24 protein-coding genes, 1 tRNA gene and 1 pseudogene are annotated in these 25,787 nt (G+C 64.6%); 12 read left to right on the top strand and 14 right to left on the bottom strand.

The genetic code is table 11. From position 1 onward, the window contains the following. Positions 1-19: 19 nt before the first annotated feature. Genes L0C59_RS00155 through L0C59_RS00130 form a run of 6 tightly spaced genes read right to left on the bottom strand, consistent with a single transcriptional unit; the run spans position 20 to position 5,635 of the window. Positions 20-1,150 (bottom strand): aminotransferase class I/II-fold pyridoxal phosphate-dependent enzyme, encoded by a 1,131-nt coding sequence (locus tag L0C59_RS00155; RefSeq protein ID WP_243089143.1) that lies wholly within the window; start codon positions 1,148-1,150, stop codon positions 20-22. Beyond that, a complete protein-coding gene (locus L0C59_RS00150; protein ID WP_243089142.1) occupies positions 1,143-1,637 on the bottom strand; it encodes a MogA/MoaB family molybdenum cofactor biosynthesis protein in 495 nt (164 codons plus the stop codon). The genes L0C59_RS00155 and L0C59_RS00150 overlap by 8 nt, the downstream gene beginning before the upstream one ends. A gap of 3 nt (positions 1,638-1,640) precedes the next feature. After that, entirely contained in the window at positions 1,641-2,693 is a 1,053-nt protein-coding gene (locus L0C59_RS00145) for a M28 family metallopeptidase (protein WP_243089141.1), read from the bottom strand. Further along, on the bottom strand, positions 2,690-3,511 hold the full coding sequence (locus tag L0C59_RS00140) for a carbohydrate ABC transporter permease (RefSeq protein WP_243089140.1): 822 nt from the start codon (positions 3,509-3,511) through the stop codon (positions 2,690-2,692). Before L0C59_RS00140 ends, L0C59_RS00145 begins: the two co-directional genes overlap by 4 nt. After that, positions 3,508-4,398, bottom strand: a complete 891-nt coding sequence (locus tag L0C59_RS00135) for a carbohydrate ABC transporter permease (RefSeq protein ID WP_243089139.1) — start codon at positions 4,396-4,398, stop codon at positions 3,508-3,510. The genes L0C59_RS00140 and L0C59_RS00135 overlap by 4 nt, the downstream gene beginning before the upstream one ends. Before the next feature lies 1 nt (position 4,399). Continuing rightward, positions 4,400-5,635 (bottom strand): extracellular solute-binding protein, encoded by a 1,236-nt coding sequence (locus L0C59_RS00130; protein WP_243089138.1) that lies wholly within the window; start codon positions 5,633-5,635, stop codon positions 4,400-4,402. A gap of 170 nt (positions 5,636-5,805) precedes the next feature. On the opposite strand from L0C59_RS00130, the pseudogene L0C59_RS00125 reads away from it, so the two are divergent. Next, positions 5,806-5,985, top strand: a pseudogene (locus L0C59_RS00125) (GNAT family N-acetyltransferase); the annotation flags it as partial. Further along, a complete protein-coding gene (locus L0C59_RS00120; protein WP_243089137.1) occupies positions 5,951-7,150 on the top strand; it encodes an SLC13 family permease in 1,200 nt (399 codons plus the stop codon). The pseudogene L0C59_RS00125 and the gene L0C59_RS00120, both read left to right, overlap by 35 nt. Here the strand turns inward: L0C59_RS00120 and L0C59_RS00115 are convergent. The 5 genes from L0C59_RS00115 to L0C59_RS00095 are packed head-to-tail and all read right to left on the bottom strand — an operon-like array spanning position 7,142 to position 13,694. Further along, positions 7,142-8,446 carry an amidase gene (locus L0C59_RS00115; RefSeq protein ID WP_243089136.1) on the bottom strand — a complete coding sequence of 435 codons (1,305 nt, stop codon included), beginning with the start codon at positions 8,444-8,446 and terminating at the stop codon, positions 7,142-7,144. The genes L0C59_RS00120 and L0C59_RS00115 overlap by 9 nt on opposite strands. Continuing rightward, positions 8,427-9,656 carry a tRNA uracil 4-sulfurtransferase ThiI gene (thiI, locus tag L0C59_RS00110; RefSeq protein WP_243089135.1) on the bottom strand — a complete coding sequence of 410 codons (1,230 nt, stop codon included), beginning with the start codon at positions 9,654-9,656 and terminating at the stop codon, positions 8,427-8,429. The genes L0C59_RS00115 and thiI overlap by 20 nt, the downstream gene beginning before the upstream one ends. Positions 9,657-9,658: 2 nt before the next feature. Next, a complete protein-coding gene (locus tag L0C59_RS00105) occupies positions 9,659-10,087 on the bottom strand; it encodes an NUDIX domain-containing protein (RefSeq protein ID WP_243089134.1) in 429 nt (142 codons plus the stop codon). Positions 10,088-10,123: 36 nt separating this feature from the next. Beyond that, entirely contained in the window at positions 10,124-12,133 is a 2,010-nt protein-coding gene (locus tag L0C59_RS00100) for a molybdopterin oxidoreductase family protein (RefSeq protein WP_243089133.1), read from the bottom strand. A 4-nt stretch (positions 12,134-12,137) separates the two neighbouring features. Continuing rightward, positions 12,138-13,694, bottom strand: a complete 1,557-nt coding sequence (locus tag L0C59_RS00095; RefSeq protein WP_243089132.1) for a carboxylesterase/lipase family protein — start codon at positions 13,692-13,694, stop codon at positions 12,138-12,140. Positions 13,695-13,762: 68 nt separating this feature from the next. On the opposite strand from L0C59_RS00095, the gene L0C59_RS00090 reads away from it, so the two are divergent. From L0C59_RS00090 to L0C59_RS00065, 6 genes are all read left to right on the top strand, one after another. Then, a complete protein-coding gene (locus L0C59_RS00090) occupies positions 13,763-14,380 on the top strand; it encodes a ribonuclease HII (protein WP_243089131.1) in 618 nt (205 codons plus the stop codon). A gap of 36 nt (positions 14,381-14,416) precedes the next feature. Further along, positions 14,417-14,887 (top strand): DUF4384 domain-containing protein, encoded by a 471-nt coding sequence (locus tag L0C59_RS00085; protein WP_243089130.1) that lies wholly within the window; start codon positions 14,417-14,419, stop codon positions 14,885-14,887. Between the two features lie 80 nt (positions 14,888-14,967). Continuing rightward, positions 14,968-16,047 (top strand): TRAP transporter substrate-binding protein, encoded by a 1,080-nt coding sequence (locus L0C59_RS00080; RefSeq protein WP_243089129.1) that lies wholly within the window; start codon positions 14,968-14,970, stop codon positions 16,045-16,047. Positions 16,048-16,257: 210 nt separating this feature from the next. Further along, a complete protein-coding gene (locus tag L0C59_RS00075; protein ID WP_243089128.1) occupies positions 16,258-17,547 on the top strand; it encodes an ABC transporter substrate-binding protein in 1,290 nt (429 codons plus the stop codon). A gap of 49 nt (positions 17,548-17,596) precedes the next feature. Then, the gene (locus L0C59_RS00070; RefSeq protein ID WP_243089127.1) at positions 17,597-18,472 is read left to right on the top strand and encodes a carbohydrate ABC transporter permease; all 876 of its coding nucleotides are present in this window, start codon (positions 17,597-17,599) and stop codon (positions 18,470-18,472) included. Further along, the gene (locus tag L0C59_RS00065) at positions 18,469-19,311 is read left to right on the top strand and encodes a carbohydrate ABC transporter permease (protein WP_243089126.1); all 843 of its coding nucleotides are present in this window, start codon (positions 18,469-18,471) and stop codon (positions 19,309-19,311) included. The genes L0C59_RS00070 and L0C59_RS00065 overlap by 4 nt, the downstream gene beginning before the upstream one ends. Positions 19,312-19,315: 4 nt before the next feature. Here L0C59_RS00065 and L0C59_RS00060 read toward each other — a convergent pair whose 3' ends face one another. After that, positions 19,316-20,884: a phosphoglucomutase gene (locus tag L0C59_RS00060; protein WP_243089125.1), complete on the bottom strand. Its 1,569-nt coding sequence runs from the start codon at positions 20,882-20,884 to the stop codon at positions 19,316-19,318. Between the two features lie 64 nt (positions 20,885-20,948). Beyond that, positions 20,949-22,766, bottom strand: coding sequence for a peptidylprolyl isomerase (locus L0C59_RS00055; RefSeq protein WP_243089124.1), 1,818 nt, complete (start codon positions 22,764-22,766; stop codon positions 20,949-20,951). A gap of 44 nt (positions 22,767-22,810) precedes the next feature. Between L0C59_RS00055 and L0C59_RS00050 the strand changes: the two genes are divergently transcribed. The 4 genes from L0C59_RS00050 to L0C59_RS00035 all read left to right on the top strand — a co-directional run bounded on the left by L0C59_RS00050 (position 22,811) and on the right by L0C59_RS00035 (position 25,414). After that, positions 22,811-22,887: transfer RNA gene (locus L0C59_RS00050), tRNA-Arg, on the top strand. An 89-nt stretch (positions 22,888-22,976) separates the two neighbouring features. After that, a complete protein-coding gene (locus L0C59_RS00045; protein WP_243089123.1) occupies positions 22,977-24,119 on the top strand; it encodes an MFS transporter in 1,143 nt (380 codons plus the stop codon). 9 nt (positions 24,120-24,128) lie between these two features. Next, positions 24,129-24,935 (top strand): universal stress protein, encoded by an 807-nt coding sequence (locus tag L0C59_RS00040; protein ID WP_243089122.1) that lies wholly within the window; start codon positions 24,129-24,131, stop codon positions 24,933-24,935. Positions 24,936-24,982: 47 nt separating this feature from the next. Further along, complete coding sequence (locus tag L0C59_RS00035) at positions 24,983-25,414, top strand: CBS domain-containing protein (protein WP_243089121.1); 432 nt, start codon at positions 24,983-24,985, stop codon at positions 25,412-25,414. On the opposite strand, the gene L0C59_RS00030 is transcribed toward L0C59_RS00035, so the two are convergent. Beyond that, positions 25,411-25,758, bottom strand: a complete 348-nt coding sequence (locus tag L0C59_RS00030; protein ID WP_243089120.1) for a phage holin family protein — start codon at positions 25,756-25,758, stop codon at positions 25,411-25,413. The two genes, L0C59_RS00035 and L0C59_RS00030, sit on opposite strands and share 4 nt — an antisense overlap. Positions 25,759-25,787: the final 29 nt, after the last annotated feature.

The raw sequence follows: 25,787 nt of genomic DNA, 5'->3' as shown, positions 1-25,787 counted from the left end.
GCCAGGCGAAGCCGGGGGATCAGTCCAGGGCCTCCCGCAGGATGCGGGCGGCTTCCTCCAACTTTTCCAGGGGCTGCACCAGGGCGATCCGCACATGCCCCTTCCCCCCTGGCCCGAACCCCCTCCCCGGGGCCACGGCCACGCCCCGCTCCACCAGGCTTAGGGTGAACTCCAGGTCATCCACCCCCTGGGGGAGCTTCCCCCAAAGGTACATGGTGGCCTTAGGGGGGAGGAGGTCCAGGGCTCCCTTAAGGGCCTCCGCCATCCCCAAGGCCCTCTTTTGGTAGACCTGGGCGAAGCCCCGGGTCACCTCCCTGGGGGTCTTGAGGGCGGCGATCCCCATGCGCAGGATACCGGCGTACTGGTTGAAGTCGATCACCCCCTTCACCCTTTCCAGCCGGGCCATGGCCTCCTCGTTTCCCAGGGCGAAGCCCAGGCGGAAGCCCGCCAGGTTGTAGCTTTTGGAGAGGCTATAGAGTTCCACCACCCGTTCCTTGGCCCCGGGTAGGGCCAGGGGGGAGGGGGCCTCCCCCTGGTAGACCTGGTCCACATAGGGGTTGTCGTGGACCAGCCAAAGCCCATGCCTTTCCGCCAGGGCCAAGGCCTCCTCAAAGTAGCCCCAGTCCGCCAGGGCCCCCGTGGGGTTGTTGGGGTAGTTGAGGAGGAGGACCTTGGCTTCCCTCCAGATGGCTTCCGGCACCCGGGAGAGGTCCGCCAGGCCGTCTTGCCGCAAGGGGATGAGGTGCGTCCTCAAGGAAGCCACCCGGGCAGCGCCAAAGTAGCTGGGGTAGGCCACCTCGGGCAGGAGGAGGAGGTCTTGGGGCTCGGTGAGGGCCAGGAGGAGGTGGGCCAGGCCCTCCTGGCTGCCGATCAAGGCCAGGGCTTCCCGCCTAGGGTCTAGGCGTACCCCATAGCGGCCTTGGTACCAGCGGGAGGCTTCCTCCAAAAAGGGAAGGATGCAGCTTTTCAGGCAGTAGCCGTAGGTGCTGGGGTCGGAAAGGGCCTCCCTTAAGGCCTGAAGGGGCTCGGAAGGGGGCGGGAGGTCGGTGGAGCCGATGGAGAGGTCTATGAGGCGCACTCCCTTTTCCCGGGCCTTCCTCTTGGCCTCATCCACCACCAGGAAAACCGAGGCCTCAGGAAGCCTACTCATGGTGCCCCTCCCGCCAGGCCTTGCCGGTGATAAGGCTTAGGGCATGGGGCAGGACGGGAAGCACCGCCTCCAGGGATTCCCGGGCTCCCTTGGGGCTTCCCGGAAGGTTCAGGATGAGGCTTTTCCCCCTTACCCCCGCAAGGCCCCGGGAAAGGGCGGCCATGGGGGTTTTCTCCAGACCCTTAAGGCGCATGAGCTCGGCAAGGCCCGGCACCTCCTTGTCCAGTAGCTCCCGGGTGGCCTCGGGGGTCTTGTCCCGGGGGGCCAGGCCCGTGCCCCCGTTGGTGAGGATGAGGTCCAGGCCCTCCCGGTCGGCCCAGAGCCGGATGACCTTTTTGATGAGGGGAGGTTCGTCGGGGACGATCTCGTAGAGCGTCACCTCGAAGGGCCCCCCCTTTAAGGCCTCGCGGATGGCCAGGTGGGTGGTGTCCTCCCGCTCCCCCCTCGAGCCCTTGTCGGATACGGTCAGGATGCCCACGCGGAACATTTGCTAAGAGCTTACCCCGTGGAAGACCCTTTGCAAAAGGGTGCGGGCGTAGCGCAGGGTGTCCTCGAGGGCCTCTTCGTCCAAACGGGCAAAGGTATCCGTAGGCCAGTGCCAATCGGGGGGCACCCCCTGTTCCAGCCGTATCAGGGAAAGGCAGGGAAACCCCCTTTGCGCCAGGGGCAAGGTGTCGAAGTAGGCCAGGCGGTAGCGAAGGGGCCTAGCCCCTGGGGTGTTTCGGGCAGCCTCCAGAAGCCTCCCCCGGTAGGGAACGTAAAGGAGCATGCCTTCTCCTTCGGCATAGAAGAGCTCTCCTCGGCCCACGTTGTCCAGATTGAGGACCAGGGTGCCTTGGGGAAGGTGGGGGATGAGGGCCTTGGCTCCCAGGGCCCCCACCTCCTCGCAACCGGTGAGGGCAAGGCCAAGCCGCCAAGCCGCAGGGGGCTCAGTTTCCAGGAAAAGGGCCGTGGCCACCGCCACCCCGCTTGCGTTGTCGTTTCCCCCTTTCACGTAGGGGGCCTTGAGCTCCCGCAGGAGGAGAAGGGTGGTCTGGATCAGGAAGTAGAGGCCCACGGGCCAGGCCAAGAAGGTTAAGGCCAGAAGCGGGGCGGACAAGGCCAGGGTGGCATTTAGAAGAAAGTTCGTCCGGAAGTGGCGGACCCGCTTGGGGTGATAGAGGAAAAAGGTTTTGGCGGTGTCCACATGGGCCATAAGGAGGAGGGCCTTATCCCCTTGGCCCTTCCAGGTCAAGAGGTTTTGCGAGGGGTAGCGGTCCAAGAGGAAGCCCCAAGGGCGTATCCCGCTGAAGTAGAGGAGGAAGGCCAGGGCCCCGATTAGGGGCGGCCAAGGGGAAAGGGGAGCCAGGCCGAGGAGGAGGCTGATGACAAGGAGCTCCCACCCGTAGCTTCTAACCCCCCGGAAAGGCAGGGCTTGGACCCTGTACCCTTCTTCCTGCAAAAAGTGGCGCAGGCGGCGGAAGGCCTCGGCCTCGAGGGGCGTGGCGCTTCCCCTGTGGGGGAGGCGGAGGAGGTGCAGGACCTGCTTAAGCCCTTCCCTCATCCCTTCACCCCGGTGAGCACCACTCCTTCGATGATCTGCCGTTGGAAGAAGAAAAAGACCAGAAGGACCGGCAGCACCGCCAGGCTCGAGGCCGCCATGATCAGGTTCCAGGCCGTGCCCGCCTCCCCAGAGAAGAGGGCGATGCCTACGGGAATGGTGCGCATCTCCGGGGTTTGGACCACGATGAGGGGCCAAAGGAAGGCGTTCCAGTTGCCCAGGAAGGTGAAGATTCCCAAGGCCGCCAGTGCGGGTCGCACCAAGGGCAGGCCAATCCGCCAAAACACGCCAAACTCGGAAAGCCCGTCCATTCTTCCGGCGTCGAATAGGTCCTGGGGCAGGGTTTCGAAGAACTGCCGCATGAGGAAGACCCCGAAGGCGGTGATGAGGCCGGGAAAGAGGAGCCCCCAGTAGGTGTTGATCCACCCCTTTTCCGCGCTCATCACGTACCAGGGGATGACCAGCATCTCCGTGGGAACCATGAGGGTGGAAAGGATGAGGATGAAGATCAGGTTCTTTCCGGGAAACCGCAGCCGGGCCAGGGTGTAGCCGGCGAGGCTGTCGAAGAACAGCACGGAAAGGGTGGTAAGGGAGGCCACCAGGAGGCTATTCCCAAACCAACGCAAAAACCCCGTTTCCCAGAGCACTGTCTGGTAGTTTGCCCAGGTGGGCTCCCGGGGCAGGAATCGGAGCTCAAAGAGTTCGGGGAAGGGCTTAAAGGAGGTGAGCACCATCCAGAGGAAGGGGAGGACCATGACGCCGCTGCCCAGGAGGAGGAAAAGGAGAACCAGAAAACCCGTGAGGCGGTTTTTGGCCTTCATAGCTCCACCCTCCGGGTGAGGAGTTTAAGCTGCACCAAGGTGACCAGAAGGATGAGGGCAAAGAGGAGGACGGTGACCGTGGCGGCATAGCCTAGCTGGAAGCGCAAGAAGGCCAGCTGGTAGATGTAGAGGGCTAGGGTTAAGGTGCTGTTCAAAGGTCCTCCTTGATCGGTGAAGTTCAGGTTCACCACCTGGGTGAAAAGCTGTAGATAGCCGATGGTGCCGATGACCACGGAGAAGACCAAAACCGGGTTCAAAAGAGGCCAGGTGATGTGGCGGAAAAGCCGCCAGCCCTCCGCCCCGTCTATGCGGGCAGCCTCGTAGTACTGCCGGGGAATGCTTTCCAAGCCCGCCAGGAAGAGGACCACCTGGAAGCCCAGGTTCTGCCACACCACCACCCAGGTCACGGTGGGAAGGGCCTGGTTGGGGCTTTGCAAGAAGGGCTGCGGGGGGATTCCCAAAAGGGCCAGGAGCTCGTTGACCAGCCCGAAGTGCGGGGAAAGCATCCAGCTCCACACCCAAGCCACGGCTACCGCCGGGGTTACGTAGGGGGCGAAGTAGATGGCCCGGAAGAAGTCGCGGCCGAAAGGTGTCCACTGAAGAAGCAGGGCGATGACGAGGCCCAAGGCAATCTGGCTTGGAATCCCCAGAAGGGTGTAAAGGAGGGTGTTCCAAAGGGCCCTGCGGAGAAGGGGGTCCTCGAGGAGCCGGGCGTAGTGCTCGAGGCCCACAAAGTGCCTTTGAGAAGGGTCAGCGTGCCACTCGTAAAGGGAAAGCCAAAGGGCCTGGAAGGCGGGAAGGATGCGGAAGTAGAGGAAAAAGGCCAGGGGGATCGCCAAAAACGCAAAGGCCCATAGAGCTTCCCGCCAGGCTAGGGTTAGCCGCACCCTACCTCCAGAACTGGTCCAGAATCTTTTGCTCCTCCTCAGCGGCCATCTTTAGGGACTGGGCGGGGTCCATGCCCTGGAGCAGGACCCGGTTGATGGCGTCCACCATCACCTTGCGCTGGGCGGCTTCGTCCACAAAGGGGGTGGCCTTGGCGTAGGCCAGGCTTAGCACGAAGGGACCATAGACGGGATGTAAGGAGAGCTTGGGGTCCCGGATCAAGTTTTTGCTGGCGGGGAGCTCCCCCACCTTTTCCAACCAGTAACGCTGGGTTTCCTCGGAGGTGATGAAGGCAAGAAACCGAAGCGCGGCTTCCCGCTTGGGCCCCGTGGCCAAGGGAGTGAGGCCGTGCATCCAGAAGGAGCCAAAGTTGGCCTTCCGTCCCCCCGGTCGCTCTAGGGGTAGCTCCGCCACCCCCCAGTTGAAACGGGCTCCTTGCTGGATGGTTCCGAGGGCGAAGGACCCGTCGATGATCATGGCGATCTTGCCGGCGATGAACCCATCCCGATAGCCGTTGTTTCCAGGGAAGAAGCCCGGGACCCCGATCTCATGCTTGCGCACCCAGTCGGTGTAGAAGCGAAGGGCTTTTAGCCCGGCCTCTCCCTGGTAGAGGACCCGTTTTCCATCGTCGGAGTAGGGCCTGCCCCCGAACTGGCGTACCAGGACTTCCCGGACCAGATGGTGATCCTGCCCGTCCGGAGCGATACCGTAGCCGATCTGGGTGAAGCGCCCTCCCTGTTTGACGGTTAGCTTTTGACCCATGGCGATGAACTCCTCCCAGGTCTTGGGGGGGCCGGCGAACCCTGCTTGGCGGAAGAGGTCCTTGTTATAGAAAAGGGCCAGGCTCCGCACCGCGGTGGGCACCCCGTAGAGCCTTCCCCCCACCTTGGCGGCCTGGGCCATGGCCACGAGGTCCCGATCCAGGCGCTGGGCCCAGTCATCGGGTAAGGGTACCAGGTACCCCGCCTTAACCCAGGTGGGGGCCCAGCCGTAGTAGAGGTTCACCACGTCCGGCCCCTGCCCCGCGGGGATGGCGGCGGCCACCTTTTGCTGGAAGGCGTCGTAAGGGAAGGTTTGATGCACCACCTTGATGCCCGGGTTTTGGGCCTCAAAGCGGCGGATGAGCTCGTTGATGGCTTCCACCTTGCTGCGGAACTCGTACTGCCAGTAGGTGATGGTGACATTTTGGGCTAAGGCTAGGGGGAAGACTAGGGCGAGAAGGATCAAAACCTTTTTCATGGTTGGCCTCCTTTCGCGGCCATTTTACAACAGGTCTCGACCAGGGATCTGGATCCGTTCTCCCACAAGCCTTGATGCCGTCTACGGGAAGGCGCAAGCGGTTCAGGCCGGCTTCCCGGATAGGGGGCCTTGCAGGTTTCATAATGGAGGGCATGTGGGTCTTCCCCGAAGCCTTAGAGTCCTTGGGGGCGGTGCGGGAAAGGGTCTTATGGCGGGACCGCCTCCTTTCTGACGGCACCTTCCGCGACGATGCCGTCTATAGCTTCCTGCGGGAGGAGTGGCCTTTGGTAAGGGCCCGGCTGGAGGAGAGACTTTATGGCGCTTTCCCAGGAGATACGGGAGGGGCTTAGCCTCCTGGTACTCCTCCTCACCTATCTGGGCTTGGCCCTGGGGGGGCTTCCCGGCTACCGCATGAACCGGGCCGGGGTGGCCCTGGTGGGGGCGAGCTTCTTGGTGCTCCTTGGAGCCTTGGACCTGCAGGAGGCCTGGCAGGCCTTGGACGCCAAGACCCTCACCTTCCTCTTCGGCGTCATGGTGCTCAACGCCCATCTGGGCTATGCGGGCTTCTTTGGCCTGGCAGCGGAGGGAATGGTGCGCCTGGCCAAGACCCCTTTTTCCCTTCTCCTGCTCCTTACCCTGGGAAGCGGCCTCCTTTCCGCCCTTTTCCTCAACGACACCATGGCCGTCCTCCTCACCCCCTTGGTCCTCTCCCTGACCCGGGGCCTGGGCCTGAACCCCGTGCCCTACCTCCTTGCCCTCATGGCGGCGGTGAACACGGGAAGCCTCATGACTCCCACGGGAAACCCCCAGAACATCGTGGTGGCGAGCCTTTCGGGCATCCCCTACCTGGGGTTTGTTGCTGCCCTTTGGCCCGTGGCCCTGCTGGGCCTTCTCCTTCAGGTGGTGCTCCTGGCCCTCCTTTACCCCGAGGTGCGCTCCCTTAAGCCCCTTCCCCCCATGCCCCCCTTGCGCTACCGCCTCCACCGCCCTCTTCTGGCCAAGGGGCTTTGGGTGGCCTTGGGGCTTTTCCTGGCCTTCCTCCTGGGCTACCCCATGGCCCAAGGAGCCCTGGTGGCGGCGGGGCTTCTCCTTTTTACCCGCAGGCTCCGCTCCGAGCGCTATTTCTTGAGGGTGGACTGGGAGCTTTTGGTGATGTTCGCCGCCCTCTTCATGGTCACCGAGGGGGTGCGAAGGCTGGGCCTGGTGGAGTACCTTCTGCCCTTGGCCACCACCCCCTTGGGGCTTCTGCTGGCGGCCAGCCTGCTTTCCCTCCTGGTCTCCAACGTGCCCGCGGTGTTGCTCCTGGCCCCCTTGGTGCACGAGCCCAGGGACTGGCTTCTTTTGGCTGGGGGAAGCACCCTGGCGGGGAACCTGACCCTTCTTGCCAGCGTGGCCAACCTCATCGTGGCGGAAGGGGCGGGGAGAGAGGGGGTGAGGATTGGCCTTGGGGAGCATGCACGGCTAGGCCTGCCCCTAACCCTTTTGACCTTGGGGCTCCTGTACGGGCTACTTTAGCCTGGCCTCGAGCCAGCCCCCAACGGCCAGCACCCGGCCGTCCTCGGCATAGGGGCCCACCACCTGTAGCCCCACGGGCATCCCTTCCACCCGGGCGAAGGGAAGGGTTAGGGTGGGCACCCCCAGCAGGCTGAAGGGCAGGGTGAGGGTGATGAAGGCCTCCCGATGGCTTTTTCTCCCCGATTCCAGCTCCACCTCCTCCGTGCCCAGGGGCGGGGCGGGAAGGGGCTGGGCGGGGAGGAGGAGGGCGTCCACCCCCCTTAGGGCCTTTACCAACTGGAGGCGCAGGGCCTCCCTTTCCGCCACCGCGTCCCGGTAGTCCTTCTCCGTGAGGGAAAGCCCTGCCATAAGGGCCTCCCGCACCTGAGGAGAAAAACCTTCCGGATGTTCTTTCAAGGCTTTTTCGTGGATGCGGGCGGCCTCGTAGCGCACCAGACGGGTATAGACCTCGTAGACCCTGGGAAGGGGTAGGGAGACCTCCCTTACCTCGGCCCTCAAGGAGGGGAGTTCCTCCAGAAGCCCTTGGAAAGCCCTGCGCACCCCCACCCCCAGCCGGCCCTCCAGGAAGTCCAGGGGCACGCCGAAGATGGGGTTTTGCGGGCCCTCGAGGGGGATGCTTTCCCCGGCCAGGATCTCCGTGAGGAAGTGGGCGTCCCGCACCGTCTTGGCGATGGGCCCCGCATGGTCGGTGGAGCGGGAGAGGGGCAAGGCCCCCTCGAGGCTTACCCGGCCGTAGGAGGGCTTGAAGCCCACCACCCCGTTGAAGGCGGCGGGGATGCGGATGGACCCTCCGGTGTCCGAGCCTAAGGAGGCGAGGCCGATCCCCAGGGCCACGGCCACGGCGCTTCCGCTGCTGCTTCCCCCGGCTTGGCGGCTGGGGTCTAAGGCGTTACGCACGGGACCCGTCCAGGGGTTTTCCCCGGTGATCCCCAAGGCCACCTCGTGCATGTTGGTCTTGGCGAAGAGAAGGGCCCCAGCCTCCCTCAGGCGCCTTACCGCCTGGGCCTCCTCGGGAAGGGGGGGAAGGGGGGCCCGGGTCCCTGCCTGGGTGGGCATGCCCTTAACGGGAAAGAGGTCCTTTACCGTGAGGGGGATGCCGTGCAAGGGCCCCCAGACTCTTCCTTGCCTCAGCTCCTCCGTGAGCCGCTTGGCTTCCCCCCTGGCCCCTTCCTCGTCCAGGTGGGCCAAGGCGTTGCGGTCCTGGAAGGCCCGGGCCCTTTCCAGGGCCTCTTCCAAAAGGGCCAGAGGGGTGGTTTCGCCCCTTTCCAGAAGGGCTTTAGCCGTCAAGAGGTCCATGCCCCATTATAGGGGCCTCCTCTTGGGCCTTCGGTAGGGGTTTTTGCCCTGGCCAGGTGTAGCGCACCACCTCCCGGTCCTTGAGGGCCAGGGCGATGAGCCTTGCCGTATCCAAATGGCTTTCCGTTTCCAGGACCACGGAGAGCCGGGCCCGGGTCACGGGGTGCTTAGGGGCAAAAAGGGTGCAGCACTCCTCGTCGGGGAGGATGGAGATGGCGTAGGTGCCGATCCGCTCCGCCTCGGCCTTGATCTCCCCCTTGTCAAAGCCGATTAGGGGCCGGAAGACGGGAAGGGTGGCCGCCTGGTTGACCGCGTGGAGGTTCTCCAGGGTTTGCGAGGCCACCTGGCCCAGGCTGTCCCCAGTGGCTAAGGCCAGGGCCCCCTCCTCCTTGGCGATGGCCTCGGCGATGCGGAGCATGTAGCGGCGGTAGAGGACCACCCGGTAGGCCCTGGGGGCCTTAAGGATGATCTCCCGTTGCACCTCGCTGAAGGGAACCAGGTGGAGGGTGATCCGGTGCTGGAAGCGGGCCAGGCGCTCGGCGATGGCCTTGGCCTTTTCCCGGCTCCCGCCCGAGAGCAGGAGGAAGGGGTGGAAGTGGACCAGGACCACCTCCGCCCCCCGGCGCATGAGGCGGTAGGCGGCCACGGGGGAGTCGATTCCCCCGGAAAGGAGGGCCACCACCCTTCCGGAAACCCCAGGGGGAAGCCCCCCGGGCCCTGGGTGGCGCTCCACCTCCAAAAGGGCCGCTTGGGGCAGGATGCGCACCACCAGTTCCCTTTCCGCTCCCTTGAGCTGCACCTTGGCCCCCGTCTTCTCCTTCACGAAGGCCCCAAGGAGGCGCTCGATCTCCGGGGAGGTCAGGGGGAAGGTCTTGTCGGAGCGCTTGGCGGTGATGCGGAAGCTTTGGAAGCTCTGCTCCGCAAGGGATTCCTCCAGGGCGGCCTCGAGGGCCTTGAGGTCCGGGGGGGTACGCAGGACCCGGGCAAAGCCCTCCACCCCCAGGGTGTCCTTCAGGCGTTCCTTGGCCTCGGGCCAGGCTTCCTGGGGCAGGCGGAAGAGGAGGGCCATGGGCCACTTCGCCTCCAGCCTGGCCCCCGTGCCCTTAAGGGCCTCCTGCACATGGGCCTTGGCCTTCTTCAGGAAAAAGGGGCGGTTTTCCCCTTTCAGGGCCAGCTCGTGGAACAGGTTGACCAGAACCAGGCTTTCCATGGCTAAGGGCAGAGACCCTTCACCGCCAGGTAGAGGCGGCTACATAAAGAGCCTTGCCGGGCGGCCTCCTTAAGCTCCTCGGGCCGGCCGAAGCGGTAGGCCCGGTAGTAGGTCTTGCCGGGCTTGGGCTCGGGAAGCTCGGGCCTAGCGAGCAGCCTGGCCTCCGCCACCCAAAGCTCCAGGGTGTATGCCGCCCGCTCCTCCACCCCGAAGGCCACGGGCCGTAGGATCTCCACCAAGGTACCCAGCTTTTCCCGGCCTACCCTTAGGGCCCCTTCCTCCAGGCCTTCCCCTTCCCCAAGGCTCACCGCCGGCAGGCCCCAGGCTCCACCGAACTCGAGGTCCTCCTCGGGCCGCTTCACCAAGAGAAGCCCTTCCTCGCTCCAGGCGGCCAGGGCCACGGCGCGCTTAAGGGGCTTAGGCACCTGCACCCAATCAAGGTAGCAAAAGTGTAGCCTAGGCGCAAATCAGGCCAGGCGGAGGGGTTCCACCTCCACGGGGGTGGAGTGGAAGGTGCTTCCGCCCCCTAGGTCGGTGAGGGTTTCCGCGGTGAGGTGGTTGATGCTCTTGCCGTCTGGGGCCCACCTCTCCCACCAGGTGCCCTCGAGGACCACCGTCCCCGGCATGGGGGCCTCCGTCACCTTGGCCTTGCGCACCACCCTCCCCTGGGGGGAGTGGATGTAGACCAGCATGCCCTCGGTGATCCCTCGCTCCTCGGCGTCTTTGGGGTGGATGAGGAGCCTGGGCTCGCCCCCTTCCGCCTCCACCAGGGCCTGGACGTTGCCGTAGGTGGTGTTCAGGAAGCGGTGGGCCGGGGGGGTGAGGAGGATCAAGGGGTAGCCGGGAAGGGGTTCCGTGGGGATCACCTCAGGGGGTGGGCTGAAGCGCACGGGGCCCCTTGAGAAGGGAAGGAAGGGCTTGGGAAGGTTGAGCTTGACGAACCCCTCCTCCTTAAGCCTCTCCAGGGTGATGCCCTCCAGGTAGGGATGGTCCGCATCCAGGAGGCTTCTTGCCACCTCCTCCGCCGTCCAGTAGAGGGTGGGCTCCTCTAGGCCAAGCCTCCTCCCCAGTTCCCGGAAGACCCAGGTGTTGGGCCTGGCCTCCCCTTGGGGCGCGGTTAGGGGCTCGTTCCAGGAAAGGTAGTAGTGGCCGTAGCTGGTGTAGAGGTCGGGGTGCTCGTGGAAGAAGGTGGCGGGAAGGAGATAGTCGGCAAAAAGGGCGGTTTCCGTCAGGACCTGCTCCAGGACCACGGTGAAGAGGTCCTCCCGCAAAAGCCCCTCCTTGACCCTTCCCGTGTCCGGGGCCACCACCAGGGGGTTGGAGTTGAAGACGAAGAGGGCCCGGATGGGGGGGTCGAGGCGGGTGAGGGCGCCCGCCAGCTGGTTCATGTTGACCCGGCGCACCTTTGGATTGGGCCGGAAATAGCCCGTGTGGGGGTGGGTTCCTTCCAGAAGGTGCCTGCCGCCCAGGAAGCGCCTGTTGAGGGGAAAAGCCCCGCTGGTGGAAAGGAGCGCTCCGCACCCCGGGTAGCGCCAGGCCCCTAAAAGGGCGGGGAGGAGGATGGCTGCCCTAAGGGCATTCCCCCCGCCCGGGTGCCGGGTCATGCCGTAGCCCACCCTCAGGAAAACCCGCTTCGCCTCCCCCATCTCCCGGGCCAGCCTTTCCATGGCCTCCTCAGGCACCCCGGTGAGGGCCTCGGCCCTTTTGGGGGTCCACTTCTGGGCCTCTTCCCGGAAGGCTTCCAACCCCGTGGCCGCCTCCTCGAGGTATTCCCAGTCCACCAGGTTTTCACGGAAAAGCAGGTGGGCCAGGGCGTAGGCCAAGGCGGCGTCGGTGCCAGGGCGGAGCTTGATGTGCCAGTCGGCGAAGCGGCTGGTGTGGTTCTCGTAGGGGTCGATGTGCACCACCTTGGCCCCCCGCCTTCTCGCCTCCTTGAGGAAGGGGGTGAGGTGGCTGTTGGTGGAGAGGCTGTTGATGCCCCAAAGGAGGATATACCGGGCCTCGGGCACCTCCTCGGGGTCGGGGCCCAGCTTGGGGCCGTAGGTCATCTCCCAGGCGGCGCTCCCCGCGGCGGAGCAGATGGTTTCCTCTAGCTCGCTGGCCCCGATGGCCCGGAAGAAGGCCAAGGGGTGCTGGTTTTCCACAAGGCCCATGGTGCCCGCGTAGTGGTAAGGGAGGATGGCCTCCCCGCCGTGGGTGTCCAGGATGGCCTTGAGCCTTTCGGCAATCTCCTCCAAGGCCTCTTCCCAGGAGACCCTCTCAAAGCGACCTTCCCCCTTTCTCCCCACCCGGCGCATGGGGTGGAGGAGGCGCTCCCTTACCCTTTCGGGATAGCGGTAGGTTTTGGCGCAGGCGAAGCCCTGGGTAACGGGGTGGCGGGGGTCGCCCTCCACCCGGGCGAGCCTTCCCCCTTCCAAGGTGAGCAGGAGGCTACAGGCGTCGGGGCAGTCCAGGGGGCAGGTGGCGCGGGGTTTCATGCCCCTATAGTAGCCCCAGGGCCTCGAGGGTGCCGCACCTTTCCCCATAGGGATCGGAGAGGAGGCCTGGGGGCTCATCCAAACGGAGGAGGTAACCCTCTCCGTACTCGGGCCAGCGGGGCCAGCCCCGGGGTTCCCCCTCCCGGGCAAAGCTCACCCAGTAGCGGCGCATGCGCTTGCCCAGGGCCTCGGCCTTTTCCCGGGCCTCGGCGCTGAGAAAGAGGGGAAGAAAGGGCATGGCCTCGAGGTTTCCGAAAAGGGGGGCAAGCTCCAGGCCGTGGAAGGCGCCCAAGCCCTCGAGGCCGGGGACCCGGAAGGTGAAGAGGTAGGCATAGGTGGGGGCGAAAGGGACCTGGAGCCTTGCGGCCTTTAAGGAGGGGCAGAGGAGGAGAAGATCGGTTTGGGCCTGGCCCCAGGCGGTTCGGGGCTCGGAAAAACGCCCTTGATACAACCTTTCCAAGGCCTCTCGCTCCCTTGAGCTCTGGCCTTGGGCGGCAAGCCTTTGGCCAAACTCCGCCCAGCTCCTGGGTCCCAGGAGCCAGGCTAGGCCAGGGAAGGCGAGTTCCTCCAGGTTGGCCCCGGCCAGGAGGGGGATACCCCGGGCCTGCCCCTTCCTCAGGGCCTCCGTGGGGCTTTCCGGAAGCAAGGCCCCCAGGTGGGGCTTGAAGGGGGAGTTGGGAAAGGCCAGGGCGGAGGCGGTGATGTCGGGAGGGGCTTTGGGTTCCGGGGATGGGAAGAGGCGGGATAGGGGAAGGTTCCTGAGGCAGGCCAGGTCCTCCGGGGGGCAGCCCAGGGCCTTGGCCCACCGTTCCCCGAAGGGAAAGTCCTTTTCCAAGGGGCGCACCTGGTGGCACCCCCCCGACTGGAGGATGGCCTTGTGGAAAAGCCCCTGGGCCTCCGGGGTGGCCAGGAGGGTGCAGACCAGCATGCCTCCAGCGGATTCCCCGAAGAGGGTAACGTTTTGAGGGTTCCCGCCGAAATAGCGGATATAGCGCTGCACGAAGCGTAGGGCCTCCAGCAGGTCTAAAAGCCCATAGTTCCCCACTGCCCTGGGGTTCTCCCTGGCCAGGGCTGGCAGGGCCAGAAACCCCAGGGGCCCTAAGCGGTAGTTCACCGAGACCACCACCACGCCCTCCTGCGCCAGCCGGTGCCCCCCGTAGATGGGCTCGGCGGCGCTTCCCGAGGTGAAGCCCCCGCCATGCAGGTAGACCATCACGGGGAAGCCTTCCGGGGGTGGGAGTTCCAGGGGAAGGAAAAGGTTGACCACCAGGCAGTCCTCCCTCTGCGGGGGGATGTATCCCCCCAGCCGGGCGGTGGTCCCAGGGGTTTGGGGACAGGCCACCCTTTCCCTTCCCACCCCTTTGGGCCAGGAGGTCACGGGCCTGGGGGCTTGGAAGCGGCCCGCTTCCCCATAGGGTAGGCCGTAGAAGGCGATGGCGCCCTTTTCCATCTGGCCTTGGGCAGGGCCGAGGGGGGTCTGGACCGTGATCCCCTGGCCCAGGGCAAGGCCTGGGGCTAGGGTGAGGATAAGGGCTCGCAGAAGGCTGGTAGGACTCCTCATATCTAAATTTTTCCAGAGTGTACCTGAAGGTGTCAATGGGAGAGGGAGGCGAGGCATAATGCCAGGGGATGAAAGGGGAACCGGGACCCCTCGAGGCCCCCTTCTGGTCCTTGGGCTTAAGGGTGGCCGGGGTGGATGAGGCCGGCCGGGGAGCCTGGGCGGGGCCCATCGTGGTGGGGGCGGTGATCCTGCCTCCTGGGCGCTATCCTTTCCGGGACTCCAAGCTCTTAAGGCCAAAGGAGCGGGAGCGCCTGGCAGAGGAGGTGAAACGGGTGGCCTTAGCCTTTGCCTTGGGGGTGGCGGAGGCGGCGGAGGTGGACCGGCTTGGGGTCTTAAAGGCCACCCTTCTTGCGGCAGGGCGGGCTTTACACCTCCTGGACCCGCCTCCCGAGGCCCTGGTCACCGATTACCTAGAGGTGGCCACCCCCTTGCCCCTCCTGGCTCCCCCCAGAGCGGACCAAAAGAGCCCCAGCGTGGCCGCAGCCAGCATCCTGGCCAAGGTGCACCGGGACGGGCTCATGGAGGAGTTGGACCGCCTCTACCCCGGGTATGGCTTTGCCCGGCACAAGGGCTATGGCACCCCTGAGCACCAAAGGGCCCTCCTGGACCTGGGGCCTTCCCCCGTGCACCGCAGGCGTTTTGCCCCCGTGGCCCAGGTACCCTTAAGGTTTTCTGAAGAGGGGTAGTCCTACTTGGGGACTAAACTGGGGGTGGAGGTGGCCATGCGGCTTTTGTGGCTTCTATTGGCGGGTTTTCTTTCCGCCTGCACCCTGACCCTGGAAGGCGTCACGGTCCATTACCGCCTGGACTTCACCCCGGCCATCCTGCGCTTTGAGCCGGACCGGGGTGCGGGGGCCACGTACTACGTGGGAGAGGAGGTGCGCTTTTTCCTCACCCTGGCTGAACCCGGCTGGATAAGCCTGGTGGCCATAGACCCCGACGGGCGCACCTACGAGTTCGACCGCTTCTATCTGGGCCGGGGTACCCACGTGCTCCCTCCCGGGGCCTACCGCTACACCCTCACGCCCCCGAGGGGGCTTCAGCGGGTGCGGGCGGTATACACGGATAGCCAGCCCGGGAGCCTGCGCCTGGAAGGGGTATATACGGACTGGGACGCCCGGCTCAGGGTGTACCTGGATGCCTCCGGAGCCCGCCGTTACCAGGTGGTGGAAACCTACTTCTACGTCCGCTGACCGCATCAACTTGCAACGGGACTTGCGCTTTCCACCCCTAGGTGGGGTATAATCCCCCCGGACCGCTAAGGAGGTCGAAAATGAAGCGGCGGGACTTCTTAAAGAAGGCAGGTATCGGCGTAGCGGCCAGCGCGGCTTTTGGCCCGGTATTCGCCCAGGCAACCCCTAGCGTGCGGTGGCGGCTAGCCTCCAGCTTCCCCAAGAGCCTGGACACCATCTTTGGGGCAGCGGAGGTGCTGGCGGAGCGGGTTTCCGCCCTCACCGGGGGGCGCTTCCAGATCCGCCCCTACCAGGCTGGGGAGATCGTGCCCGGGCTACAGGTCATGGATGCCGTGCAACAGGGCACGGTGGAGATGGGTCATACCGCCAGTTACTACTACGTGGGCAAAGCGGCGGTTTTCGCCTTTGACACCGCGGTGCCCTTTGGCCTCACCGCCCGGCAGCAGAACGCCTGGATGTACTACGGGGGCGGGATTGAGCTCTTCCGGCCCATCTTCGCGGATTTCAACATCATTCAGTTCCCTGGCGGCAACACCGGGGTTCAGATGGGGGGCTGGTTCCGCAAGGAGGTCAAGGGTGTGGCGGACCTCAAGGGGCTAAAGATGCGCATTCCCGGTCCCGGCGGCCAGGTGATGAGCCGGCTCGGGGTGGTGCCCCAGGTGTTGGCGGGCGGGGATATCTACCCGGCCCTGGAGCGGGGCGTGGTGGATGCCGCCGAGTGGGTGGGGCCCTATGACGACGAAAAGCTGGGCTTTTACAAGGTGGCCAAGTACTACTACTATCCCGGCTGGCATGAGCCCGGGCCCCAGCTTTCCTTCTACGTCAACCTGAAGGAGTGGCAGAAGCTGCCCAAGGAGTACCAGCAGGCCCTCGAGGTGGCAGCCGCCGAGGCTAACCTGGCCATGATGGCCAAGTACGACCAGGTGAACTCCCCTGCCCTCCAGCGGCTCATCAAGGCGGGGGTGCGCTTGCGCAAGTGGCCCGCCGACGTGATGAAGGCGGCCCAGAAGGCAGCCTTTAGTTGGTACGAGGAGGAGGCGGCCAAGGACGCCACCTACCGGAAGGTCTACACTGCCTGGAAGAAGTTCCGGGAGGAGCAGTACCGCTGGTTTGCGGTGGCGGAGCTGGGCTACGAAAGCTTCGCCTTCCCTGCCGTTTAAGGTTCGTGGAGGTAGCCGCCCCGGGGGGATTCCCCCCGGGGCTTCGGTTTGGAACCTCCCAGGGTGGGGGCCTCGGTAAGGCCTTTATGCAAACCTTCTAAGGAGGTAATGCGGGGAGAACTGGTCTGAGGGGCCAGCTTCTCCTGGGCTTGACAGGGGGGGTGAACCAGGGTTAAAATCCCCGTTGGAAAAGCTTCCATGGAGGTTCCTATGAGGCGTAGGGAGTTACTCAAAAGGGCAGGAGTGGGGTTGGCGGCCAGCGTCCTTTGGGGACCGGCTTTGGTGCGGGCCCAGGCGGGCCCGGTCATCCGCGTGGCCGGGGATTCCACCGCGGTGGGCGAGGGCGGCCGTTGGATGAAGGAGATGGTGGAGGCCTGGGGCAAGAAGACGGGCACCCGGGTGGAGTACATCGACTCCCCTGCGGACACCAACGACCGCCTGGCCCTCTACCAGCAGTACTGGGCGGCCAGGAGCCCCGATGTGGACGTGTACATGATCGACGTCATCTGGCCCGGTATCGTGGCCCCCCATGCCGCTGACCTTAAGCAGTACTTCTCTGATAGCGAGCTCAAGGAGTTCTTCCCCCGCATTGTCCAGAACAACACCATCCGCGGAAAGCTCACCTCCATTCCCTTCTTTACCGATGCGGGCATCCTCTACTATCGCAAAGACCTTCTGGAAAAATACGGCTTTAAGAACCCACCCCGCACCTGGGCCGAGCTGGAGCAGATGGCCCAGAAGGTTATGGAGGGTGAGCGCAAGGCGGGCAACCGCGACTTCTGGGGTTTCGTTTTCCAGGGCAAGGCCTATGAGGGCCTTACCTGCGATGCTCTGGAATGGATTTACTCCCATAAGGGTGGGCGCATCATCGAGCCTGATGGCACCATCAGCATCAACAACGGCCGCGCCGCCTTGGCCCTGAACACCGTGCGCCGCTTTGTGGGCACCATCGCTCCCTCAGGGGTCACCAGCTATGCGGAGGAGGAGGCGAGGAACGTCTGGCAGCAGGGCAATAGCCTCTTCATGCGCAACTGGCCCTACGCCTACGCCCTGGGCCAGGCGGAGGGAAGCCCCATCCGCGGCAAGTTCGGGGTGACGGTGCTCCCCAAGGGTGGAGCCGATGCGCCCAACGCCGCCACCTTGGGGGGTTGGCAGCTCATGGTTTCCGCCTACAGCCGCTATCCCAAGGAGTCCGCCGACCTGGTGCGGTACCTGGCCTCCTACGAGGTGCAGAAGGACAACGCCGTGAGGCTTTCCCGCCTGCCCACCCGCCCGGCCCTTTACACCGACCGGGACGTCCTGGCCAAGAACCCCTGGTTCCGGGACCTGCTTCCCGTTTTCCAGAATGCGGTTTCCAGGCCCTCCGATGTGGCGGGAGCCAAGTACAACCAGGTGTCCGAGGCCATCTGGACCGAGGTGCACAGCGTCCTCACCGGAAAGAAGGCCGGGGAGGCGGCGGTGCGGGACCTCGAGGGCCGCTTGCGCCGCATTCTGCGCTAGCCTTCCTCCCATCCCCGGGGGACTACCCCCCGGGGCTTATCCTCAAATCATGCTGACGCAACGGCAGGTACGCCTGGCCTGGTTATTGGTTCTCCCCACCCTTTTGGTGGTGGTGTTGGTGGCGGGGTACCCTTTGGCCCAGGTCTTTTACTGGTCCTTCTTCCGGGCGGATATCGCCTTTGTGGAGCCCCCGGAGTTTGTGGGATTCAAGAACTACCTTTACCTTCTCCAGGACCCTGATTTCCGCCAAGCCCTATGGAACACGGTGAAGTTCACTGTGTTCTCTGTCAGCCTGGAAACTCTCTTGGGATTGGCCATTGCTTTGGTCATCCATTCCAACTTCAAGGGTCGGGGCTTGGTGCGCACCGCCATCCTCATTCCCTGGGCTATTCCCACAGTGGTTTCCGCCAAGATGTGGCAGTGGATGCTACACGATGTCTACGGGGTGATCAACATCCTGGGGGTGAAGCTGGGCATCCTGTCGCAAAAGGTGGCCTTCTTGGCCCGGCCCGAGCTGGTTATGCCCGCCATCATCGCCGTGGATGTGTGGAAGACCACGCCCTTCATGGCCCTTCTCCTCCTGGCCGGCCTTCAGCTGATCCCTGAGGAGCTTTACGAGGCGGCCAGCATCGACGGGGCCACCCGGTGGCAACAGTTTTGGGCCATTACCCTCCCCCTCCTTACCCCCGCCCTGGTGGTGGCCCTCATCTTCCGCACCCTGGATGCCTTACGGGTGTTTGACGTGATCTTTGTCATGAGCGGGGTGAATCCCGCCACCCGTACCCTGGCCGTCTACAACCGCCAGACCTTGATAGATTTCCAAGACTTGGGGTATGGCTCGGCCATAAGCGTGGCGATTTTGGTCCTAATTTTCCTTTTTGTGGTGGCTTATATGCGGACCCTGGGTAGGGAGGCTCTGCGATGAGGACCTGGCTTCGCCTTGGAAATCGCCTGCTCTTTTACCTGTTGGTGGCCTTTGTGGTGGTGTATAGCGCCTTCCCCTTCTACTGGGCGGTGATCTCCAGCTTCAAGCCCTCCGACGCCCTTTTTGCCAGCGATCCCAGCTTTTTGCCGCTGCCCTTCACCCTGGACCATTACAAGAACGTGTTTCTCCAGGCCAACTTTGGCCGCAATCTGCTGAACTCCGTGGTGGTGGCGGGCGGGGCTACCCTCCTTTCCCTGTTCCTTGGGGTGCTGGCCGCTTACGCTTTGGGTAGGTTGCCTTTCCCTCCCAGGAATGCTGTGCTCTACCTGGTTCTGGCTATGACCATGTTCCCCCAGATCTCGGTCTTGGGAGGGCTTTTCATGCTCCTGCGCCAGGCGGGGCTCTTCAACACCCATATGGGCCTTATCCTCAGCTACCTCCTTTTCACCCTCCCTTTTACCGTCTGGGTCCTGGTAGGCTACTTCAAAGGTTTACCCCGGGAGCTGGAGGAGGCGGCCTACGTGGACGGGGCCACCCCTTTGCAGACTCTGGTGCGCATCATGCTCCCCCTTACGGGCCCCGGTTTGGTGACCACGGGGCTTCTCGCCTTCATCGCCGCCTGGAACGAGTACCTCTTCGCCCTCACCTTCACCGTAGGGGATAAGGTGAAAACGGTTCCCCCAGCCATAGCCAGCTTTGGGGGGGCCACGCCCTTTGAGATCCCCTGGGGCTCCATCATGGCGGCCAGCGTGGTGGTGACCGTGCCCCTAGTGGTGCTGGTGCTCGTCTTCCAGCAGCGGATTGTGGCGGGGCTTACCGCCGGGGCGGTCAAGGGCTAGGTACTTAGCCCAGGGTCTTCTCCACCAGGGCCATGGCGGCCTCGAGGACCTCCTTTAGGTGCTCCTCCCCCTTGAAGCTTTCCGCGTACACCTTGGTCACGTCCTCGGTGCCGCTTGGGCGGGCGGCGAACCAGGCGTTTTCCGTCACCACCTTGAGGCCGCCTAGGGGCTCCCCGTTTCCTGGGGCCCGGGTGAGGATGGCCAGGATGGGTTCCCCCGCCAGCTCCTTCGCCTTCACGTCCTCGGGGGAGAGGCGGGCCAGCTTGGCCTTGGCCTCAGGGGGTATGGGGAGGTCCTTGCGGGCGTAATGGGGCCGTCCCAGGCGCTCGGCCAGCTCCTCGTAGAGTTCGTCGGGAGCCTTCCCCCGCTTGGCCAGGATCTCCGCCGCCAAGAGCCCCAGGAGAATCCCGTCCTTATCGGTGGAAAAGGGCCTACCGTCAAAGCGCAGGAAGCTGGCCCCGGCGCTTTCCTCCCCGCCGAACCCGAGCCAGCCTTCCAGGAGCCCATCCACGAAATACTTAAAGCCCACGGGGGTTTCGTAGACCTCCCGCCCCAAAGCCTTGGCCACCCGGTCCAAAAGGGCGCTGGTCACCGCCGTCTTGCCCACCTTGGCCTTAGGCCAGGTGCGGGTGGTGTAGAGGTGGAAGACGGCGGCCGCCAGGTAGTGGTTGGGGTTCATGAGGCCCCTTGGGGTGACGATGCCGTGGCGGTCGGCGTCGGGGTCGTTGCCGATGGCCAGGTCAAAGCGCTCCTTGAGCGAAAGGAGGCCCACCATGGCGTAGGGGCTTGAGCAGTCCATGCGGATCTTGCCGTCGTGGTCCTTGGGCATGAAGCGGAAGGTGGGGTCTAGGGTGGGGTTTACCACCTCGAGGTTAAGCCGATAGGCCTCGGCAAGCCGCTCCCACACCCTTAGGCTCGCCCCTCCCAAGGGGTCCACCCCGAGACGCAGGCCGGAGACTCGGATGGCCTCCAGGTCCACGGCCTCCTTGACCTTGTCCACGTAAAGCCCCGCGTAGTCGAAGGGCTTGGCCCTTTGCAGGGCCTCCCGGAAGGGAAGGCGTCTTACTCCCTTTAGCCCTTCCGCCAGGAGGGCGTTGGCCCTTTCCTCAATGGCCTTGGTGATGCGGGTGTCCGCGGGCCCTCCCGTGGGGGGGTTGTACTTGAGCCCCCCGTCCTCAGGGGGGTTGTGGCTGGGGGTGAGGAGGATGCCGTCCGCCTTGGCGGAATGCTGGGCGTTGTGCTCCAGGATGGCCAAGGAGACCAGGGGGGTGGGGGTGTGGCCCTCCTCGAGGCGCACCTCTATGCCGTTGGCGGTGAGCACGGTGAGGGTTGTGGCCCAGGCGGGTTCGGAAAGGGCATGGGTGTCCTTGGCCAGGAAGAGGGGCCCGGTGGCCCCAAAGGAGGCCCGGAGATCGGCGATGGCCTGGGCGATGGCCAGCACGTGGGCCTCGGTAAAGGTGCCCTTGAGGCTGGTGCCCCGGTGGCCGCTGGTGCCGAAGGCCACCCGCTGAAAGGGGTTTTGGGGATCGGGGCGCTCTTCGTGGTAAAGGGTGAGGAGCCTGAGGAGGTCCATGCTTCCATCTTAAAAAAACCCAGGAGGCTCCAGGCGCCTGGGGCCTCCTGGGGTTTCTTTCGGCCTAGGGTTTGGAAGGCGCTTCCTTGGGGGCCTCCTCTGTGGGAGATTTCGCCGGCTCCTGGGTCTTGGGGGTGAGTTCCGCCAGCACCTGGCTCAGGCGGTTCTCGATTTGGGCTGCCTTGCGCAGTTCCTGAATAAGGGCCTGGGCCTGCTGTTGCCGCTTCCGGTTGATGACCCCTTCCCTAGCCTGCTCCACCACTTCCGCGAAGGGCTTGAGCACCTCAGGCTTGCGGTCTTTGATGATCAGCACGGCAAAGGTGCCATCCTCCAGCTTCACCACCTCGCTCACCTCCCCCAGGGGACCCTTGGGGAAGGTCTCCTTCACCTTGAAGACCAGGCGGTCAAAGACTGCGGGGAGCTGGTTGGGGTTCACGGTGCCGTACTCGGTGACGTTGCCCTCCTGGGCCTTGGCCAGGGCCTGGAGATCGCCACCCTTTAGAGCCGCTTCCCGGAAGGCCTTGGCCTTGGCCTCCGCCTTAAAGACCACCCCCGTCACCTCGGCGCTGGCCGGGATGGTGAAGAGGGCGGGGTTTTCCGCGTAGAACTTGCGGGCTTCCTCCTCGGTGGCGGTGAGGCCCCGGGTTTCGTAGAGGAGGTAGGCCTGGGCGATCTGGTCCTTGGTGCCGATATAGGGCTTGCCGCTCCCCTTGGCGGCCTCCACCAGGAGTTCGCGTTCGATCAGGCTTTCCAGGGTCTGGGGTAGGAAGAACTGCACCGCCAGCTCCCCCAGGCCCTGCTGGATGAGGGCCGCGGTCTGCTGGTTGGAGAAAACCGGCTGGAGAACCTCGCTCAGCAGGATCTCCCTTTCGCCCACCTTGGCCACGGGGGGGTTCTTGTAGCTATAGGGGCTGTCCTCGGCGAAGCGCACCTGGGCCTTCCGGCGAAGGTCTTCCAGGTAGGCCTCGAGGGCCCCATTCCCCTTGGCCTCCTGGGCATCCTTCTCCACCTGCTCCTTCACCTCCTCAAAGGTGGGCACCCTGGGGGGCAGGTACTCCTCCACCTTCACCAGGTAGTACCGCCCCCCTGCCTCTATGGGCCCCACCAGGCCGGGCTCCTTCATTGCGAAGACCGCCTCCGCCACCTTTTCGGGGAAGACCACCTTGGTCACGGGTTTGGGCTCGCTTTCCCCCGGGGCGGCCCCCAAGGCCCCACCCTGCTCGGCGCCCACCTTGGAGTGTCCCTTGGCCAAGGCGGCGAAGTCTTCCCCGGCCTTAGCCTTAGCCAAAAGCTCCGCTGCCAGCTTGGCATCGTCTACCACGATCTGGCGGGCCTTGACCCGGGCCTCGCCCTTGTACTCCTCCTGGTGGACCTCGAAGTAGAACCGCACCTCCTCCGGGGTGGGCTTGGCCGCAGAGCGAACCTGCTCCAGCCGCTTTTGGATCTGGAGCTGGGTTTTGATCTCGCCCCTGAGCTGGGCATCCGTGTACCCCACCTGGTTCAGGAACTGCTCGTAGGCCTTCTTGTCCTTTAGGCCAAACTGTTCCCGGATGCGGTCCACTTCCTTGCGCACCTCGGCGCTACCCACCCGTATCCGGGCGGCGTCCTGCTTGAGGGCCTCGGTGAGGATGACCTGCTCCAGGAAATGGGTGTCCACCAGAGTCTTAAGAAGCCCCTGGGGGTTTGCGGCGTAGAGGGGGTCATTCCCCTGGAGCCTTAGCAGGTCCAGCTCGTAAACCGCCTTCCCGTTCACCCACAGCACGGGTTTGCCCCGCGCCTGCTGCCCCGCTTGGGGGGTGAAAAGGAGGATGGCCCCCACGGCGAAGGCCAAGGCCAGAAGCCCAAAAAGGATGGTGATGGCTTTCTTGCTGATACCGAACACTTGACCGCCTCCTCCTTAGCGTGCTAGGATACTTCCCGCTGAGTGCGCCCGTAGCTCAGCTGGATAGAGCGTCGGCCTCCGGAGCCGAAGGTCAGAGGTTCGAGTCCTCTCGGGCGCGCCATTTTTCTTTTCCCCTCGCCTACCGGAAAGCCCACAAGCACGAAGGGATTGTAACACACTCCCCGTGAGAAAGGGGTTTAGCATGGGAGGGTGCTGCCGCTTCTTTTGGCCTGGCTTCACACGGTCAACGACCTCTTCTCCAACTTCCTCACGCCCCTTTTGCCCAAACTGATGGATCATTTTGGGGTAGGGCTGGGGACGGTGGGGCTTCTGGTGTCCGTGTACTCCCTTACGGGTAGCCTTTTTCAGCCCTTGGCCGGCCTCATCGCCGACCGGTTGGACCGAAGGCTTTTGGCCGCCTTGGGGCCGGTGCTGGTGGCCCTGGGCATGGGCTCCTTGGGCCTATGGCCTCGGCTCGAGGCCTTGATGGTGGTCCTGGGGCTTGCCGGCTTCGGCTCGGCCCTTTTCCATGCCTCAGGGGCCAGCCTGGTGGGGGAGTTCGCTCCCAGGGAGCGAAGGGGTTTTTGGCTTTCCTTTTTTGGGTCCGCGGGGTACCTGGGCCTTTCCCTGGGGCCGGTGGTGGCCCTGTTCGCCGTGGGGGCTTGGGGGCTTAGGGGCCTGGTGTGGTTAACCCCGCTGGCCTTGTTGCCGGCCCTGCTCCTCCTGCGCCTGCCCCCTGTGCAGCGCCGGGGAAATCCCGCGGGCTTTAGGGATTTCCTGAGGGTTTTTCGCGGGGATGTGGCCCGGCTTTGGGGGATGGCCACCTTAAGGAGTCTGGTGTTCATGAGCTTTTCCACCACCTTGCCCTACTGGTTTACCCAAAGGGGCCTTTCCGATGCCTACATCGCCTTAAGCCTTTCCACCTATAGCTTCTCCGCCACCTTGGGCACCTTCCTTGGGGGTACCCTTTCCGACCGCCTGGGGCGGAAGGCGGTTTTGGCGGGAACCCTGGCCTTCGGGCTTCCCCTGTACCTGAGCCTTCTTTTCCTCCCTCCCGGGGGTGCGCCCTACCTGGCCCTTTTGGCCCTCACCGGGGCCTTGATGAACGCGGGGATCCCGGTGGCCGTGGCCTTGGCCCAGGAGCTGGAACCGGGGCAAACGGCCACGGTTTCCGGGCTTCTCATGGGCTTCACCTGGGGTTTCGCCGGCCTCTTCTACGCCCCCATAGGCCACCTCATCGAGGCGTGGGGCGTGATGCCGGTTCTCCTGGCCCTGGGGGCCTTGATCCTGCCGGCTTGGGCCTTGGCCCAGGGGGTGAAGGAGCCGGGCTTGGCCCATGGACGGGGGCGTTAAGATGTTCCCATGAGGATCCTTCTGGCCACGGATGGCTCTCCCCAGGCCCGGGGAGCGGAGGTGCTGGCGGAGTGGCTCTGCTACAAGCTTTCCGCCAAGCTGGTGGCCCTTTACGTGCGGGATTCCCGCCTCATCCGGGCGTTGGAGCTCCTGGACTTCGGGGCCCTTACCGTTCCCGTGCCAGCCTACCGGGAAGAGCTGGAAAAGGCCCTTTCCGCCCATGGCGAGGCCCTATTGGAGCGGATTCGCAAAAGTGCGGAGGAAGCGGGGCTTCAGGTGGAGGTCTTCATGGAAACCGGGTTGCCCCACGAGGTGATCCTGCGCTACGCCCGCACCGCAGACCTCCTGGTCATGGGTCGGAGCGGGGAAACCCATGGGGGGAGCTTCGTGGGGCTGGGAAGCACCGTGGATAGGGTTTTGCGAACCTCGCCCACCCCGGTACTGGTGGCCCCCACCGACTACGTGGAGATAGAGGGGGCCATCCTGGGCTACAACGCCTCGGAAAGCGCGGTGCGGGCTTTGCATACCCTGGCCCTTCTGGCCAAGCCCCTGGGGCTACGGGTGCGGGTGGTGAGCGTGCACGACGACCCGGTGCAGGCGGGGGCGTGGACCCTCGAGGCGCAGACCTATTTGCAGGACCAGGGAATATGGGTGGAGTCCCTGGCCTTCTCGGGTGATCCTGCTGAGCATCTTCTTTCCTTGCAAACCCCCTCGGATCTTCTGGTCCTGGGAGCGCCGGTGCGCCGCCTGGTCCTGGGGAGCACCGCGGAGCACCTGGTGCGCCATGCGGTGGGGCCGGTGCTCACCGTGAGATAAGCGCCTTCCGGTCTGGTATAATGAACCCCTAAAGGAAAGGGGGTTATATGACCGTTCGGCAGGTCCTGTTGCGCAAGGGGGGAGTAGTCTATAACGTTCACCCCCAGGCCACGGTGCTGGAGGCTTTGCGGAAGCTGGCGGAACACGACATCGGGGCCCTCTTGGTCATGGAGGGGGACAGGCTTCTCGGCGTCTTCTCCGAGCGGGACTATGCCCGGAAGCTGGTCCTCTTGGGCCGGTTCTCTAAGGACACCCTGGTGGAGGAGGTCATGACCCGTGAGGTGACCACGGTGACTCCCGAAACCACTTTGGAGGAGGCCATGCGCCTGATGACCGAGCACCGGGTGCGGCATCTTCCGGTCTTGGAGGAGGGCAAGGTGATCGGGGTGGTTTCCATCGGGGACGCGGTCAAGGCCATCATCACCGAACAGGAGGTCCTGATCGAGGAGCTTTCCCGCTACGTGACGGAAAACCGCTAGTCGCGGAAAAGCCAGCTGAGAAGAAGGCTTACCAGGGAAAGGATCAAGGCCCCGATGAGGGCTCCAGCAAAGCCCTGCACCTGCAGGGCCGTGGCCTCGGCCACCAGGTAAAGCACCATCCCGTTGACCACCAGGGTGAAGAGCCCCAGGGTCATGAGGTTTAAGGGCAGGGTCAGGAAGAGGAGGATGGGCCGCAGCAGGGCATTGGCCAGCCCCCATACCGCACCCGCCACCAAGTAGTCCAAAAACCCTGCCTCCCGGGCGAAGGAAACCCCCGGGTACACCAGGCTCACCACCCAAAGGGCCAGGGTGTTGAGGAGAAGCCGTGCTAAGAGGCCGCGCACAGTCTTAGCTTAGCCCAAAAGCCTCACCA

This window comes from Thermus neutrinimicus, assembly GCF_022760955.1.
Taxonomy (GTDB): domain Bacteria; phylum Deinococcota; class Deinococci; order Deinococcales; family Thermaceae; genus Thermus; species Thermus neutrinimicus.
Note: the sequence above shows the minus strand (reverse complement) of the source record. Positions and strands in the feature narration are given on the sequence as shown.